Consider the following 17,344-nt stretch of genomic DNA (forward strand, 5'->3'; position numbering starts at 1 on the left):
CCGCGGAAAAAAGGTGCAGAATCGCGGAATTCCAGCGTCACACCGCGGAAAAAAGGAGTAGAATCGCGGAAACTACCGTATTGCATGTAAAAAAGCTCCATCCAATAGCATTATTGGATGGAGCTTTTGTTTTATTTCACTGTATCTATAAACTGAATATAGTCTTTACTAATGTAAGCTGAACCAGTGTGGAGCTTATCAGATAGTACTTCATACCAGCCGTTAAGGTTTGTGTTGATCACAATAACAGGCATCCCACTTCTAGCATAAGTGAAGAGCGGGCTATTGCTAGTAGAAGTGTCTACACGTACATTTAAACCAGTCGTTGTTGTTAAGCCAATTTTATAAGGATTATTTGCATCCTTAAAGCCTAACGCTTTTTCAGCACGATAGTAGTGTCCAGCAATTTTAGCTCCCCAGTAAGGGTCAGAAGCATATTTTACGTTAAAACCAAGTGCTTTTGAACCGACTACTGCCCCGTTTGCATAGTTTTTCCCAGGAGCACCACCTGGTGTAATATAGTTTGGTTGTAGGAACTTATCAACCAGTTCATTAATATTTGCAGCTACACTGTCAAATTTCTTATTAAGGGGATTCGTGTCATAAACATATAAACCAAATAGGTTGTTTAAGTTTTGTGCATGATCACTCATACCATAAGCACTTTCATGCTGAGCAAGTGCCAAAATTAACATGGCGTTAATATGCGAGTTTGCCTCAACCTCTTTTAATGTTTGGCCTAACCCGATAAGCTTACTTTTCGTAGTGGCATCTTTATAAAGTGTAATACCTGTACTTTCCATTTCCGCAAGCTTGTTCATAATGTAAGCATCGATTTCTTCTGCTGTGTATTGTGTTGTTGCACGAGCAGGTAAAAATTGATAATAGTTATAAGCGTCACCTTTAGAAGAGCCATTACCATTTGTGAAGTAAATACCATTCCAGCTATAGTATTTTTCACCTTGCTTCATGAAGGCAGGTGCTTTTCCGTAAACATAGCTTGAAGAATATTTATTTGTTGCGTAATCGTATAGTGTGTGTTTAATTTCACCATTTTCGTTTGAATAGTAAGAACGTCCCTTACTTAGTGAAAAAGGAATTAGCGTTACATCGGCCTGTTTTAAATAGCCTACTTGACCAGCTAATCGCACTTTTACTTGTGCTGCATCACTGCTGATATATTCCATTTCTGTATTACCAGCAACAGCGATTTGATCTTTAATCGTTTCTGAATAAAGTGCAACATATTTATTAGTTACAACATAGCCAGAGGTCATTTTTACAATTTTATCTTTTTGAACGATAACTTGCGTATTTTTTGTTAAGGCTTTTTCCGCAGCATCAAAGCTTGTGAAGCCTTGATTGCCAACTAGTGTACCATTTGAAATTTCTTTAATCGCATAAGTAGAGAAGTCAGCAGCAGCATCACCTGCAAGTAACATTAAACGTTGAATAAACGTTGCAGCTTGTCCAATTGTTGCATTTTTTTCTGGCATGAAGTAGCCATCAGAACCGATAATGATTCCTAAATGTGCACCGATTGCTACGGCATTGCGATAGTCTTTAATAATGGATGCATTATCCTTAAACGTAATGGATGAAGTACCCTTAGGAATCTTTAAATAATCAATAGCTCTCTCCAGCATAATTGCCATATGCTGTCTTGAAATGGCTGCATCAGGTTTAAATGAACCGTCTGTGTATCCAGTAATAATTCCAGCTGTAGCAGCCAATTGAATGTCCTTTGCATACACATATGTATCTGGAACATCTGTAAATGCCATACCGTTATTTGCTTCAAGATTCATTACCTTCGCTAAATAAGAAGCAAATTCACCACGCGTGACATTGTCATTTGGACGATAACTGCCATTAGCATCCGTTACTAAAGCGTTCTTCGAAATTAAGTAGCGCAGACCATTTTCATGAGCATGCCCTGAAAGTTCATCAGCAGATGCCATTTGGGGTTGCCAAAAGAGCAAGCTAACCACTGCCATAAGCAATGCAATGATTGATAGTTTTTTCATATTTTTCCCTCCTAAACTTTAACATCATTTTACCAAAGTTAGAGAGTCGAGATAAGGTCAAATGTATGGATTCTTGTAAAATGCGTCAATATAAATAGTTTTTTTACCAATTATATGTAACTGGAAAATAGCTTAAATGTTCCATAGCTATTTTGGCATATTTTTGATAATCTTATAGAAGTAAAACAAAGAAGGGAAGGTGAGGGCTCTACATTACTTGAGGAGCGCGAAAAAATGAAAAAAATAGCAAAAATTTTACTGATTTTAGTTGTAATGATGTCGATCGTTGTTAGTCCGCTAAATGCCTATGCATTTCAAACAGTAAAGAAGGATTACCCGCTTTCAAAAGGTGTACAGTATAAACAATATACATACAGTAATACCTATACAAACTCTATTAATCATTTATCGATTAATGTTGGAGATCCGACGACAGAAGTACAATTAGGGATGCCCGCAGCAGTCAATGGAAAAGAATCGACAGTAGCAAATGCGAATCGTCTTTCTCGTGAGGGAAATCGAGTAGTTGGTGCTATTAATGCAAGTTTTTACAATATGTCAGAAGGTTACCCATTATTTTTACTAGCTAAAAATAATGTTATTTTGAACGGTGGAACAGTTTCAAGCGGTTCCGACCAATATATGAATGTTCCGACGGCTTTTGGAATGACATCTGATGGTCGCGGTGTTATTGATTATTTTGATTTTGACGTGACACTTTCCCATAACGGAACGAATTACGAGATGTCAGGCTTAAATCGTACACGTAATATATATGAAGCTATTATTTACACACCACAGTTTTATAGCAAAACAACAGATACTAATGAATACGGCTTTGAAATAGTGGTAGACACTGGTTCACCGATTACAGAAAATACATTTGGACAAACGTTAACTGGTAAAGTAACACAAATTAAGCCTTATGGATCGAAAGAAAAATTAACGATTCCATCTACTGGCTTTGTTGTATCTTTACAGGGCGGTGAATGGCACAATAAGTTAAGCCAAGTAGCTGTTGGCGATGAAATGAGTGTTAATTTTTCAATTGATCAGCTTTGGCAAAATGCACAATTTATATTGGCGAGCGGTCCTTACTTAGTAAAGGATGGTAAACCTTATATTATGATGAGCACTTCAAGCTCACGTGCAAAAGAAGTTGCACCACGTACAGTAGTAGCTACAAGTAATAATGGACAAACAGTGCACTTTATTACAGTAGACGGGCGTCAAACCCATAGTAAGGGCATGAATATGGTGCAACTTGCGAATTATTTAGTAGCACTTGGTGTCGACAGAGCCATTAACTTAGATGGCGGTGGCTCAACAACAATGGGTATTCGAAACTACGGCAGTAATAATGTGGTCTTAGCGAATTTGCCATCCAATTCAGGTAATACGCAACGTCTTGTATCTGCCACACTACAAGCAGTAAGTACAGCGCCAACTGGCAAGGCAACACATATCAAATTTACGAATAGTACAAACTACGCAACACTTTTAGTAGGTGCTTCATCAAGTGTAGCTGTTCAATATGTTTTAGATGATAACTATACGACACTACCTCTAGATGGTCATTTATCGTTAGCATCTCAAAACCAAACGTTACAGATTAATGGCTTGAACTATACAGCAACACAAGCTGGGGATGACCGAATCTATATCGGCTATGACGGCGCTGCTGTGCAATCATATCAAGTTAAAGTAGTAGATGCCCCTACAACAATGGCTGTTGCACCAAGCTCTAAAACGGTAGGTGCAGGCGAATCTGTTAACTTTACGATTGATGCAAAAGATGACGCAGGTAAGCCTATTGTTTATAATCCTTCTCAAGTGAAATGGTCTGTAGAAGGTAACATCGGTACAATTACAAGCACTGGTAAGTTTACAGCGCAAAATCCAGGGGCGACTGGTAAGGTAATCGCTACTTTAGGAACGAAAAATGTAGCTGCTACAGTTTCTGTAGCGAAACCAGCGTTGTTTAAGGACATTCCGAATAATTATGTCTACTATAAAGAGATTGAATATTTAACGACGCACAATATCATTACAGGTCAGGCTGATGGTACATTTAGACCGAATGACAAGCTAACTCGTGCACATGCAGCAGTCATTATTAGCCGTGCATTAAATTTAGATACAAAAAATGTGAAAAATCCAAGCTTCAAAGATATTCAGGCAAATCACATTTACTATAAAGAAATTGCAGCTGTTGTAGAAGCAGGGATTATGAGTGGTCGTGAAAATAATACTTTTGACCCGAATGCAACATTGACACGAGCGCAGATGGCGAAAATTGTGGCAATTGCCTATAATTTAAAAGGAACAAGTAGTATTGCATTTAAGGATGTTCCAAAAGATCATTGGGCTTACACATATGTACAACAACTAGCAGCAAACAACATTACGACTGGCTATGACGGTAACATTTATAAACCGAACGAAGCGATCAGTCGAGCACATTTTGGTCTGTTCCTTTACAGAACGATTAATAAATAATCGCTTAAAAATGAAGTAGTACTTTTTTGCTGTTTTAAGCTATGAATTGTAGCCATAAGACGGTAGAAATAGAGGGAATCTCGTAGATATTCGAGGTTCCCTTTTTTTTTACTATTTTTAAAAAGAACGAATAAGTGCAATTGTGGTATAATCTCTGTATTAAAAAGTAAAAGGATGTTTTTTAATGAAAATAGGCATTGTGGGGAATTACGGCAATGATAATAATGGTGATGAATCAATATTATACGGCATTCTTCAACAAGTAAAACAAACATTTTCGGTAACGAGTGACGACATTACCGTTTTTAGCAATAACACAAAACAAACATCCGAGCGTTATGGGGTACATAGCTATCCGTTGTATCATAAAAAGGGCAATCTATATAAAACGTTTATCCATACGTATAAAAATAACAAACAATATGTATCGAACTTTGACCTCCTCATCATTGGTGGTGGTGGTATTTTAATGGATTTTTATAAACGTGAAGCCCATCTTTATGGAACATACGCAATGATGGCAAAACAAAATAATATTCCCTACATTATTTACGGATGTGGCGCAGGACCACTAGATACATTTTCAGGTAAAATTAGTATCCGATTCATGTGCCGTTATGCAGCAAATATCTCTGTGCGTGATCCGCAGTCTAAAAAGTTATTACAAAGTATCGGGGTCAAAAAACCGATAGAAGTGATTGGTGATCCTGCGTTTACATTAAAAGGTGATCGCAAAGATTATGCTGAAAAGCCAAGAAAAATTGGTGTATCTGCCGTTCCGTATTATAATGCAAACTATTGGCCAGAAGGTAATGTAGCAAAATATGATGCATATGTAACAGGTATGGCGAAAAACTTAGATAAAGTCATTTCGGAGCAAAATGCTCACATCACATTTTTTGCAACGAAGTTTCCTCAAGATGTAACCGTGACACAAGATATTCAGAAGAAAATGCAGCATCGTGCACAGACAGAAATAATTGAGGGAAATCTTGTGCCTGAGCGTTTACTAGAAGTTACGGGCGAACAAGATATAATAATTGGTACGCGTTTACATTCGCTTATTTTGGCGACCAATTCAGAGACTCCCATTATTGCTGTATCCTATCATACAAAAGTGCAAGATTTTATGTCCTTTGTTGGTGCATCAGATCGTTGCTTACAGATGCAGGATATAGAAGATGATGAGAATGCTCTTTCTAAATTAGTTGGTAAACTAAGTAGCAATTGGGAACAGTCAATTGCAGAGACGAAACAAATTGCTACACATATTCATAAAGAGGCCATGTATGGTCAGGAATTAATGAAAAAGGCAGTGACACGTCTATGAAAAAAATACTCGTCATTAGTAATATGTATCCAACATCTGATCATTTATCATTCGGTATTTTTGTAAAAAATCAAGTTACAGCTCTTGAAAAAGCTGGACTAGACGTTGAAATAGCAGTGAATACAAACCCAGCTACAGGCAAGAAAAACACCATTGTAAAATATGCTAAATGGGGATTTTCTACATTATTGAAGGGGTTAAAAAATCGAAAATCAATCGATATTACACATGCGCACTATGTGTTTCCTTCAGGGATGTTATCGCTACTTTTAAAGAAAATGTTTGGTATACCGTACATTGTTACTGCTCATGGTGGAGACATTGAACGTATGGCAAAGAAAAGTGCGAGAATTCGCAACTGGACAGCGAGTATTTTACGTGAAAGTGAGCATGTCATTGCAGTAGGTCCTGTGTTAGCACAACAAATTGAGCAAGACTTTGATATAGCTCCCGACAAAATCTCAGTAGTTAGCATGGGCGTGAATCGTGAAGTATTTTCACAAGGTAGACAAGCAGAAGCACGACAACAATTGCAATTAGCCAAAGAGCCTTTTGTTTTTCTATTCGTAGGAAATGTCATTAAACAAAAGGGTGTTGAAGAGCTACTGCAAGCATTCCAAATGTTAAAGACGAAAGTGGAGCGTCCTATAGAGCTAGTTATTGTAGGCTCTAGAAGAGATGAGGGATTTTTCCAATCTTTGCAACCATTCTTCAGTGAAGACGTCAAATTTATAGACCCACTAAAACAACAGGAACTTGTAAAGTGGTTCCAGGCAAGCGATGTCTTCGTATTACCATCACATTTAGAAGGATTCGGACTTGTAGCATTAGAGGCATTAGCGACAGACACACCTGTCATCGCTTCTAAAGTTGGTGGCCTCGTATCACTACTTGGTGAAGGTGCAGGGCATTTAGTGGAGCCTGAAGACGCAATCGCTTTATCTGAGGAGATGCTGCGTGCCGTGAACACGCCGAAAGAACAATATATGAATCGTGAAGCGGTCGAAGAAGTATTAGACGTTCACGATGAAAAAAATATAACTGCAAGATGTATTGCCATTTATAAGTCGGCCATTAAAGGTGGGGATGACTTATGAATAAATTTATAAAAGTTGTAGGAGCCGTAGCGATTATTAATATCGTTGCCCGTGTCTTCGGCTTTTTACGTGAAATAATTATCGGTATCCAATATGGAAGTTCTCATACTGCGGATAGTATTTTCACAGCTTACACCATTCCGAATTTTTTATATTTAGTAGTAGGTGGGGCTTTTACGACAGCTGTAATCTCGATTTATAATCGGGAAACAACAGACCGCGCACTATTTGTAAAACAGTCCTTTACCATTGTGTTGTTGACTGTGTCGGCAATGACTATTATTTTATTAGCATTTACGAATCCAATCATGGAGATTTTCAATCATGAAAAAACGAATGGTGAGTATAGTCAAAGTGATTTAGACTTATTGAAAAACTTGTACTATTGGATGATGCCATCATCGATATTACTTGTGTTATCTTCTTGGTATAGTGGCTTGCTGAATGTCAATGAAAAATTCCACTTATCGAGCTTTGCCATTTTAATTTACAATGCGATTTTCCTAGTCATTGCTGTTGGGTTATCTCAAATTGAAAGTATTAGAGCACTTGGGTATGGTATAAGTGCCTTAGCCAGTGCGGCAATTATGTTGTATTTCTTAATAATTGGTTATCGCAAATTAGATTCCCCTAAAGTCGGGTTTTCATTTGAGCATAATATTTCCTCAAAGCAGCTTTGGATTATGGTGTTGCCAATTATGCTTGGAGGAGCGACAATTCAATTATATGCTTTGTTACAGCGTATTTTTGCTGGTATGCTTTCTGAAGGGGCTGTAGCAGCTGTGAACTATTCTTCTAAGCTGATGCAATTCCCACAAGCGATTTTAATTACAGCAGTGACTACGGTCATTTATCCGATTTTGAGTCAAAAAGAAGCTAACAATGATTCTGCTTCTATTAAGAGCCTGTATTCAAAAGGTTTACATTATCTATTGTTGCTACTTATACCAGTAACAATATATTCTTACTTCTACTCAGAAAACCTTATACAAGTTATATTCCAATATGGTAAATTCGATGCTGATTCGACTGCCATTACAGCACCTGTCTTAGCAATATTCGTATTATCCATGTATTTCTTAGCTGCGAATACGTACATTACACGCTTTTACTATGCAAAAGGCGACTCGATGGCACCTGTTATTTTTAGCTTAATTAATGTCTTTGGTGTCAATATTGCGGTTATTATGCTGATGGTGGATAATTACGGTGCTGAAGCAATTGCTTGGGGTACATTAATTAGTTCTATTACAAACTTTATTATGCTAGTCGCTTATGCAATACCGAAGTATGACTTGAAAATGGGCATCTTCAGCAAAGAGTTACATTTTTTCAGAGCGATGCCGCCAATGATTATCATTACGATTGTCATGTATTTCTCAAGCCATTATTTAGTGTTTGAATACAAGTGGTTAACATTCATTGTAGGTCTAGCTATTTTTATCGCTGTCTTTGTTGGATCATACTTAGTATTTGGCATTAATGAAGTAAAAGAATATTATGATAAGCTGAAAAAGAAGTTGTTAAAACAATAAAAATGAGTGACTGTATAAACAGTCAGCTAAAAAATCAACGTTTTCTTATTTGTTAAAAATATGCTTATTTTAGACAGATTATCTTTATCAAAGCATGTCGGGAGTACTTCCGACATGCTTTTTATATTGTATCTAAAGCTAGTGAAAGGGCATTTGTAAAGGGTTGTGATGAAGAGTGGGGAGTCTCTTTTTTTGATGGTAGTAGTTTGTAAGAAGCAAGAAAAGTATCATGTATCATATTATTGTTAAAAATGCATAGTGTAATTTTTTGAATTGTATTATAATTAACATTATTCAGGCAGTGAAAAGGTAAATGGTGGGTTTAAATATGGTATTAAATATTTTTAATACCATATTTAAACAAAACAAAACGAATATTTATTAATAGAGTAAGGTGACTAGTATGGCAAGAGGTAGGAAGATTAATTCGAATGGAGAAAGAAGTAAACAATTATTACTTGAAAAAGCTGTGGAGCTTTTCTCTGAAAGGGGATATTATGCTACAAAAATAAGCGATATAGTGAAAGCGGCAGATGTAACTCAGCCTACATTTTATTTATATTTTAAAAGTAAAGAATCGCTCTATAATGATTTGAATATAAAATTCCAACAAGGATTTAATGAAATCATGTCCAATCAAAATGAAGAAGTGGAAAAAGGGATAGAGGGCTTTATTCAAATGTTGGAGCAAAAGCTATATTTGTTGTTCCTTTATATAATTGAGAATCCGAAACTAACGAAAATTGGCTTTTTTGAATCTAAACAATCATCATTCGTTAAAACACAATTAACACAGCAATTTATTGAACTAGTTTATCGTCATGATTGTGATCGTCTATTTCAATTACAAAATATAGATGTAAAAATAGTAGCAGATAGTTTAGTTGGCTCATTTGAACGTTTAATATTAACAAATTTACTAGAACAAAAAAGCAAGCCGTGTGAACTTGCACGCAATTTAGTGCATGTATTTTTTCTCCTAAGAGAAACGCATAAGTCGGGAATGTAGATGTAGCTTATTAGAAGTATAAAACCCATCTCCACATAGCTTGGATAGAGCGTTAAGACTACGGCACACAAGAACATTGGGAACGAAGGAAAGGACTCCTAAGGCATACGCTACGCCTGTGGAAGTACCAATAGAGAGGGTCTAAATACGTCGACAGCAAGTGTTAGATTGATTATAGACAATCTAACACTTTTTTGTAGTGGTTTTTATGGATTAGAAAAGCGTTTGATTTCGCATTGGCGCGACTATCAAACGCTTTCTATTATGGAAAACTCTATTTTTAATTAGTTACTGCTATATGGAGATAAATCCCCTTTTGTAGTTTGTCACCTGAAGATTTTTGAATAGTTGGATGCACAAGCAGCATGTATTCTTGCCCTTCAACAAGTGGTTCAGCAGGTTTAATAATTAAGGAATTATCTTTTTCCACCTTTGTTGTAAATGGAACTTCATCTCCACCTAAAGCAACTAGCTGTACGCTTCCTTCAGGAATTGGTGTAGAGAATGCCTGTGAAAACTTCACAGTAAACGTTTTAGTAGTAGGTACATTTTTTAGGCTAGTTAGTTCTTGATAATCTTTGTATTGTGCCTTAATAGCATCATAATGTGCTTGGAAAATTGGAGCAGTCTTCGTTTGTATATTAGGCTTCACACCTACTTCATTAATTGTATGACCTGCAGGACCAGTAAATTTACCGACAGTAAGCTTTAAATAGCTACCGTCATGCAATTCATAGAAGCCTTGCATAGCCCCTTTACCGTAAGTAGTTTCACCATATAGAATGGCAGATTGTTGATCTTGTAACGAAGCTGATAGCATTTCAGATGCACTTGCACTATATCGATTTACTAAAATACGAGTATCTGCTGGAAATTTAACGTTTTGTTGCTTAGCACGTACTTCGTAAGAGGCATGTGCTTCTTGCAATAAATAAGCTATTTTTGCTTTAGGAAATAAACCAGTAAGCTCTTCTGCTGTTGTAACATAGCCACCGCCATTATTTTGTAAATCCAAAATAAAAGAAGTAGCGCCACGCTGTTTAAGCTGAATCAGTGCCTCTTTTACTAGTTGCGCACCATCTTCAGAGAAAGAAGACATTGCTATGTAACCAACATTACCAAATAATAAAGCAGATTCTACGTTTGGCAGTGTGAATTTTTTACGTGTAATTGTTTTTGTGGAAGTAGACCCGTTCTCGTGTAATAGCTTAACCTGTACTTGTGTACCTTCATTACCGATTAGTAGGGAAGAGGCTTCTTCTATGGAGTTACCTACTATGGATTGACCGTTAATGGAAATGATGATATCTCCAGCCTCGACACCTGCATCAGATGCTCCACCTTCGTCGATTACTTGTAAAATGTGTATTCCATCATCATGTTCCTCAATAACAACACCAATACCAATTGTGGATAGATTGATGCTATTCATAAATTCTTCAAATTCTTGTTTAGTAAAATATGTTGAATAAGGGTCTAACATATTAATAATGTCAGAAATGGTTGTTGCCTTTTGTAGATCTCCATTAATTTTCCCAACATAGTTTTCTGTTATAATTTCTTTTATTTCTTCAACTAGTTGCTGGTCATTATTATTTGCAGCAGAAGCGTTTGATAATGGAAAAATGACAAAGCTCAATACGAACAAGAAAGACCATAATACTTTTTTCATAAGACACCTCTTTTCAGAATTATTTACATATATTATACATGAATTTCCATATTGACGTCGAATAAAAACAGACACGTCTATCGTAGAACGTGTCTGCTAGCATTACCTATTTAGTTTTTCTTGAAAAGCTTATGAATAATGAAGCCGATAAGCGCACCGATCATTGCAGGGACAAGCCAACCAAGACTTTGCTCGTACAGTGGTAATGCTTTTAAAATATTTTCATAGGAAGTAATTTTAATTTCCATTTGTTTTAAGCCGTCATAAACACTAACAAAGAATGTTGGAATTAACGCTAAAATGTAAACAATTCGTCCACCTTTAAAGAAATGATCAGCAAGCGATAACACCATTAAAACCATTGCCAGTGGATAAATAATTAGTAGTACAGGTAGTGATGTATTAATAATTGTTGATAATCCAACATTTGTAATGGCTACACTTAATAATGTAAATACGATTAAGAACGTTTTATATGAAATTTTTGGGAAAAGCTTATTAAAGAACTGTGCATTGGCTGTCAATAAGCCGACAGCAGTAGAAATACAAGCTAATAAAATAGTAAGCGATAAAATAATACTTCCGAAGCTGCCGAAAAGGTATTCTGCAGATTTTGCGATGATGACGCCACCATTATCAGATGTACCTATTGCTCCTATACTTGTATTGCCGATATAGCCAAGTGAAATATATACGAAGGCTAAACCAATGGCAGCCACAATGCCTGCAAAAATTGTTGTTTTAACTTGCTTTTTAGTATCTTTCATTCCCATATCACTTAAAGCTTGTAAAATGACAATACCAAAAACAAGTGCACTGAGAACATCCATCGTTAAATAGCCTTGAACAAAGCCCTCGGAAAATGGCGAAACATTGTATTTCCCAACCGCCATTCCTGCTTCACCCATTGGTGTAATAAAGCTTTTAACAGCTAATAGTAAAATAACGATTAAGAGTGCAGGGGTTAAAATCTTGCCTACACGATCTACTAGTTTAGAAGGATTGAAGGCTAAATAAAGTATAAACGCAAAAAATACGATCGATGTAATAAATAGAGGAGCCCAATGTGCTTGTGCTGCCTCTGAAAGAAATGGTGCAATGCCGATTTCGTAAGACACAGAGCCAGTACGCGGAACGGCGAAAAATGGCCCGATTGCTAAATAGACAATTGAAGTGAAAATGATTCCGAAAACAGGGTGAACACGACTTGAAAGTAGCTGTAAGTCGCCACCTGCTTTTGCAACAGCGACAATAGCAAGTAATGGTAAACCTACACCCGTTATTAAAAATCCAATCATAGCAATTGTAATATGTTCACCGGCTTGTTGGCCTAGTAACGGTGGAAAGATAATGTTGCCCGCCCCTAGGAACAAGGCAAAAAGTAGTAAGCCTACAGCTAAATTCTCTTTGATGAAAATCAAGATGTTTCTCATAAATACTAAAACTCCTTTATAATTGAAAAAATAAAACTTTCTAAAAATTTTAAATACAGACATGTATGTTATCATAGGACTATAAAACTTGCAATTATTATACTAATAGTAGATAGTCGGATTCTGTAGTATTCTATAGGATTCATAAATTGTTTGAAAAATAGTCAGTTTTTCCGATTTTTGTTTAGACATATCTTTAGTATGATAGACACACAAGGAAATATTCTACCATGAACGGAGGCTATTTGATATGCTAAAATCACAAAAATGGAGAATTCTCGCTTTAAGCACTATTGCTACTTCATTTTTTGCAATACAAACTGCAGAAGCTGCAACATATACAGTACAAAAAGGCGATACGTTATCCAAAATCGCCCAAACCCACCAAGTGACAATTCAAGACATAAAAAAATGGAACAATTTATCAAAGGATACGATTTATGTAGCCCAAAAACTAGAGATTACAAAGCAGGCGACAGCTGAAACAGTAAAACCGTCAAAACCTACAACGGAAACAGTTAAACCGTCAAAGCCAACAACAACTACACCTTCTAAGCCATCGACTGCCGTTCATACAGTTATTAAAGGCGATACGCTCTCGAAAATTGCAAAGCAATACAATGTGACATTAAAAGAGCTTAAAGATTGGAATGGAATAGAGAACGACACGATTTATATTGGACAAGTGTTAAAAATTTCTCCAGTAGCCGTAATACCCGAGGGTGATACAATACATAACAATGTGACTTCAGATACGGGGGCACCATCAAAAGTAACAAATCAAGATCCGACAGCGAATGGACAGGCTATATACAAAAAAACGGTGGAACTGGCTAATAAACTAATTGGAACGCCATATCTTTATGGAGGAAACACACCAGAAGGTCTTGATTGTAGTGGATTTATTTTTTACGCTTTCAATCAAGGTGGTTTGAAAATTGGACGAGATAGCAGCGAAGGCTATTTCAATAACAGTACAACGCAAGTGAAAAATCCTGTGCCAGGAGACTTAGTATTTTTTGAAAATACGTATAAAGAAGGTATTTCTCATATGGGTATTTACCTCGGTAACAATAAATTTATCCACGCAGGTACGGATGGTGTAGAACTTTCTGATGTTACGTACTCTTACTGGTCAACTAGATTAGTAGCTTATAAACGATTCGATACAGTGAAATAAGGAAAAGGCGATATTTGCATTGTGCAAATATCGCCTTTTTATGTGCTAGAAGGACGTGCGGATTGCCAGTAAAGTACGGTAATCGCCAGAAGGACAGTGCTTATCGCCGATAACTCGGACGAACCGCCGATAGAAGTTAATGAAACGCTGTAAACTGGAGTGAAGCGCTGTTCAACTTCCGCGAGAAAGTGAGCATCATTTTTTCACTAAAAAAATCCTTCTTTCCGAAAAAAGAAGGATTTTTGCTGTTTTTATTGAGTAACGCGTGCTGTCCAGCGAGAAAGATCAGCTTGTTGTGCATCAACAAGTTCAGCTGGGAAAATGAAAGTCCAAGGTTTTGTTGAGTTCGGTTGGACAGTTAAGATTGGATCCATTGTAAATGAACCTTTTGCAATTTGTTTACCTGTTGCATCAATGATTTCTAATGGTAATTGCTCTAAATTAATCGCTTTGTTATGACCATTACGGATAAAGATGGATACATTTAGGTTCCCATTATCAGCAAGCTTTGCTTGTAGACCAGTGAAGTTAACTTCCGTTTCACCTAACTTTGGTAATGTACTCACGATTTTTGCAAGCTCTTCCTTTTGTGCAGATGGTAACTGTTTCTCCCATGTAGGGTCTAACTCTAATTGGTGACCACGTAATGAGACAAGGTTAAAGGCGATTTTCCAGCCGTCTTCTGGTACTTCGTCAACTTTAATAGTTGATTTTTCAAATTCAAATACCCATGGACGTGCACTTTCAGCTGGAATTGTGCCAAGCGCTTTAAAATCGAATTTTTTAGAAGCTATTAGCTCATCATTTTTATCCATAATGAATAATTCAATTTCGCCTAGTTCAATTGCTTCTGCTAATGATGAACGGAAGAAGGCGCGTACAAGCCATTTGCCCGTGCGTGGCTCCTCTTCAATACTAATAGATGATAGTGATAATTGATTTGGTTTTAATGGCTCTAGGTCATTTGCTAGGAAGTTAAAAATGTATTTTTGTTCCTGAGGTACATCCCATTCAGGATGGAATGAAAGTTTCGTTACAACGTCACGGTTGTCACCTTTATTTGCTGAAACTTTTCCTAGTAAATCTTTAGAATCAATTGTGTTTTCTTGAACGATTTTGTCTGATTTCTTAAAAAATGAAAATAAACCCATTATTGTACCTCCTGTTGTCCTTCAATCATTTTCATGAAGCCTGTAATTTCAATAATAATAGAACGGCGTAATTCCTGGAAGTTCTTTCCGAATAATTCAAGTCCTTCGCGTTGATAAATACGCATTGGATCTTCTTGTTGATAATGACGTAAGCCAATACCTTCTTTTAAGTGAGCCATTGCTTCTAAATGCTTCACCCAGCCACTATCTAAATAACTCAACATAACTTGTGGAATAACAGCCATTACTTGCTCATTTTCTGCAAATTTTTGCATATGATCAAGGAGTTCTTGCTCAGAAGGCTGGACATCAGCTAAAATTTGCTTCACTTTACCTACTTCACGATCGATCGTGACTGGAGTAATGAATAACGAATTAAGTGAATTTTCCATTTGGTCATAAGCCCATTCTACAGAAGGGAGCTCTTCAGGCGCAGCATCTCGCACTGCAAAATCGACCGTTTCGCTCAGCATTTTTTTCAACTCACCCATTAAATCCTCGCCAGCTAAAATCTTGTCACGTAAACCATAAATAACAGTACGTTGATCATTGATAACATCGTCTAATTTTAAATTGTACTCACGCATGCCGTATTGTGAGCCTTCAACAATGCGCTGTGTACGATTAATTAGCTCTTGTACATCTTTGTTTTGAATGACCTCATTTTCATCCACAACCATTTTTGCTGAGAATTTTTCAACTTCTTCTTTTGCATAGCGGCGGAACATATCATCTTCAATAGAGAGAATGAAGCGACTTTCACCTACGTCACCTTGACGACCAGAGCGACCGCGCAGCTGATTATCAACGCGTCGGCTTTCATGCTTTTCGGTACCGATAACATACAGTCCACCAAGTTCATGGACATCGTCGCCTAGCACGATATCTGTACCACGACCAGCCATATTTGTAGCAACGGTAATACGTCCTTTTTGACCTGCTTGAGAAATAAGCTCAACTTCTTGTTCAACCGTTTTTGCATTTAACAATTGGAATTTCAGGCCCTCTTTTTTCAAATGATCTGCAACCATTTCGGATTGTAGAATGGATGTTGTTCCAATTAACACTGGTTGTCCTTTAGCATGTCGTTGTTTCGCCTCAGCAGCTACAAATTTATATTTGGCAGCTTGCGTTTTGAAAATCATATCAGGCTGATCAACACGTTGACGTGGACGGTTTGTTGGAATTTGAATTACTTCCATGCCATACACTTCACGAATTTCTTTTTCCTGTGTTTTCGCTGTACCTGTCATCCCAGAAAGCTTCGGATACATACGGAAATAGTTTTGAATTGTAATTTGTGCCTGTGCTTTATTTTCTTCTGTAATTGTTACGCCTTCTTTTGCTTCGATAGCTTGGTGTAAGCCATCAGAAAGAGAACGACCTTCTAAAATACGACCTGTGAACATGTCTACAAGCTCGATTTTATCTTCTTTAACGATATAATCAACGTCACGCTGGAACATGACATGGGCACGAACAGCTTGGATCACATAGTGATAAAGTGTTTGATGTTCTAAATCATATAAATTATCAACATTGAAAGCAGCCTCTACTTTTTCAATGCCTTTATCTGTTAAAGAAGTAGCTTTTGTTTCATCATCAAAATCATAGTCTTCTTCAGCTTTAAAGCGTTTAGCTAACATTGCTGCAATGCGGTGTAGCTCATCATTTGCAGGCATTTTACCAGCAATAATTAGTGGCGTTTTTGCTTCGTCAATAAGCACACTATCGACTTCATCGATGATGGCGAAATGATAAGCACGTTGCACTTTATCCGCTAAGCTATGTGCCATATTGTCACGTAAATAGTCGAAACCAAATTCTGTACCTACACCGTACGTGATATCTGCGTTATACGCTTCTTTTTTCTCAGTAGGTTCCATCATTGGAATATTTAATCCAACTGTTAAACCTAGGAAGCGGTGAATTTGTCCAACAAGCTCAAAGTCACGTTTAGCTAAGTAGTCATTGACTGTGATGACATGAACACCTTTACCTTCTAATGCGCGTACATAAGAGGGCAGTGAAGCGACAAGCGTTTTCCCTTCACCTGTAGGCATTTCTGCAATATTGCCTTCTGTTAATACAAGTCCACCAATCAGCTGTACATCAAAATGGCGCATTCCTAAAACACGCTTTGAGGCTTCGCGTACAACTGCAAATGCGTCTGGGATAATTGATGTAATTGGTTCGCCTTGTTCTAAGCGATCCTTGAAAATAAAAGTCATTTCTCTTAATTCAGCATCTGACTTATTGACATAGTTTTCTTCTAGATTATTAATTTGCTCTACTATTTTATAGTAGCGTTTTAATTGACGAGCACTTGTTTGCTCGTTGTTGCGTTTAAAAATTGAGAACATGAATTTACGCTCCTTTAAAGTTGTCTAAATGCTAGACACCTCATTATT

11 protein-coding genes are annotated in these 17,344 nt (G+C 36.9%); 6 read left to right on the forward strand and 5 right to left on the reverse strand.

Annotation, left to right across the window (positions count from 1 at the left end; genetic code table 11):
- Positions 1-131: 131 nt before the first annotated feature.
- The gene (locus FH508_RS03085; protein ID WP_173479705.1) at positions 132-2,027 is read right to left on the reverse strand and encodes an S-layer homology domain-containing protein; all 1,896 of its coding nucleotides are present in this window, start codon (positions 2,025-2,027) and stop codon (positions 132-134) included.
- A 234-nt stretch (positions 2,028-2,261) separates the two neighbouring features.
- Between FH508_RS03085 and FH508_RS03090 the strand changes: the two genes are divergently transcribed.
- The 5 genes from FH508_RS03090 to FH508_RS03110 all read left to right on the forward strand — a co-directional run bounded on the left by FH508_RS03090 (position 2,262) and on the right by FH508_RS03110 (position 9,497).
- Complete coding sequence (locus FH508_RS03090) at positions 2,262-4,526, forward strand: S-layer homology domain-containing protein (protein ID WP_173479704.1); 2,265 nt, start codon at positions 2,262-2,264, stop codon at positions 4,524-4,526.
- Between the two features lie 184 nt (positions 4,527-4,710).
- The gene (locus tag FH508_RS03095) at positions 4,711-5,856 is read left to right on the forward strand and encodes a polysaccharide pyruvyl transferase family protein (protein ID WP_173479703.1); all 1,146 of its coding nucleotides are present in this window, start codon (positions 4,711-4,713) and stop codon (positions 5,854-5,856) included.
- Complete coding sequence (locus FH508_RS03100; protein WP_173479702.1) at positions 5,853-6,953, forward strand: glycosyltransferase; 1,101 nt, start codon at positions 5,853-5,855, stop codon at positions 6,951-6,953. The genes FH508_RS03095 and FH508_RS03100 overlap by 4 nt, the downstream gene beginning before the upstream one ends.
- Complete coding sequence (gene murJ, locus FH508_RS03105; RefSeq protein WP_173479701.1) at positions 6,950-8,488, forward strand: murein biosynthesis integral membrane protein MurJ; 1,539 nt, start codon at positions 6,950-6,952, stop codon at positions 8,486-8,488. Before FH508_RS03100 ends, murJ begins: the two co-directional genes overlap by 4 nt.
- 403 nt (positions 8,489-8,891) lie before the next feature.
- Entirely contained in the window at positions 8,892-9,497 is a 606-nt protein-coding gene (locus tag FH508_RS03110) for a TetR/AcrR family transcriptional regulator (RefSeq protein WP_173479700.1), read from the forward strand.
- 280 nt (positions 9,498-9,777) lie between these two features.
- Here FH508_RS03110 and FH508_RS03115 read toward each other — a convergent pair whose 3' ends face one another.
- Both FH508_RS03115 and brnQ read right to left on the reverse strand, forming a co-directional pair.
- Positions 9,778-11,169, reverse strand: a complete 1,392-nt coding sequence (locus tag FH508_RS03115; RefSeq protein WP_173479699.1) for a S41 family peptidase — start codon at positions 11,167-11,169, stop codon at positions 9,778-9,780.
- A 110-nt stretch (positions 11,170-11,279) separates the two neighbouring features.
- Positions 11,280-12,602, reverse strand: coding sequence for a branched-chain amino acid transport system II carrier protein (gene brnQ / locus FH508_RS03120; RefSeq protein WP_173479698.1), 1,323 nt, complete (start codon positions 12,600-12,602; stop codon positions 11,280-11,282).
- 250 nt (positions 12,603-12,852) lie between these two features.
- Between brnQ and FH508_RS03125 the strand changes: the two genes are divergently transcribed.
- Positions 12,853-13,782: a C40 family peptidase gene (locus FH508_RS03125; RefSeq protein WP_173479697.1), complete on the forward strand. Its 930-nt coding sequence runs from the start codon at positions 12,853-12,855 to the stop codon at positions 13,780-13,782.
- 251 nt (positions 13,783-14,033) lie between these two features.
- On the opposite strand, the gene FH508_RS03130 is transcribed toward FH508_RS03125, so the two are convergent.
- Both FH508_RS03130 and secA2 read right to left on the reverse strand, forming a co-directional pair.
- On the reverse strand, positions 14,034-14,933 hold the full coding sequence (locus FH508_RS03130; protein ID WP_173479696.1) for an accessory Sec system S-layer assembly protein: 900 nt from the start codon (positions 14,931-14,933) through the stop codon (positions 14,034-14,036).
- Positions 14,933-17,296, reverse strand: coding sequence for an accessory Sec system translocase SecA2 (secA2, locus tag FH508_RS03135; protein WP_173479695.1), 2,364 nt, complete (start codon positions 17,294-17,296; stop codon positions 14,933-14,935). The genes FH508_RS03130 and secA2 overlap by 1 nt, the downstream gene beginning before the upstream one ends.
- Positions 17,297-17,344: the final 48 nt, after the last annotated feature.

This window comes from Lysinibacillus sp. CD3-6 (assembly GCF_006351725.2).
Lineage (GTDB): Bacteria > Bacillota > Bacilli > Bacillales_A > Planococcaceae > Lysinibacillus.

What these genes read in the sequence shown, in the direction of transcription:
- FH508_RS03085 (WP_173479705.1), bottom strand. Translation starts at nt 2,027, where the DNA reads ATGAAAAAACTATCAATCATTGCATTGCTTATGGCAGTGGTTAGCTTG.
- FH508_RS03090 (WP_173479704.1), top strand. Translation starts at nt 2,262, where the DNA reads ATGAAAAAAATAGCAAAAATTTTACTGATTTTAGTTGTAATGATGTCG.
- FH508_RS03095 (WP_173479703.1), top strand. Translation starts at nt 4,711, where the DNA reads ATGAAAATAGGCATTGTGGGGAATTACGGCAATGATAATAATGGTGAT.
- FH508_RS03100 (WP_173479702.1), top strand. Translation starts at nt 5,853, where the DNA reads ATGAAAAAAATACTCGTCATTAGTAATATGTATCCAACATCTGATCAT.
- murJ (WP_173479701.1), top strand. Translation starts at nt 6,950, where the DNA reads ATGAATAAATTTATAAAAGTTGTAGGAGCCGTAGCGATTATTAATATC.
- FH508_RS03110 (WP_173479700.1), top strand. Translation starts at nt 8,892, where the DNA reads ATGGCAAGAGGTAGGAAGATTAATTCGAATGGAGAAAGAAGTAAACAA.
- FH508_RS03115 (WP_173479699.1), bottom strand. Translation starts at nt 11,169, where the DNA reads ATGAAAAAAGTATTATGGTCTTTCTTGTTCGTATTGAGCTTTGTCATT.
- brnQ (WP_173479698.1), bottom strand. Translation starts at nt 12,602, where the DNA reads ATGAGAAACATCTTGATTTTCATCAAAGAGAATTTAGCTGTAGGCTTA.
- FH508_RS03125 (WP_173479697.1), top strand. Translation starts at nt 12,853, where the DNA reads ATGCTAAAATCACAAAAATGGAGAATTCTCGCTTTAAGCACTATTGCT.
- FH508_RS03130 (WP_173479696.1), bottom strand. Translation starts at nt 14,933, where the DNA reads ATGGGTTTATTTTCATTTTTTAAGAAATCAGACAAAATCGTTCAAGAA.
- secA2 (WP_173479695.1), bottom strand. Translation starts at nt 17,296, where the DNA reads ATGTTCTCAATTTTTAAACGCAACAACGAGCAAACAAGTGCTCGTCAA.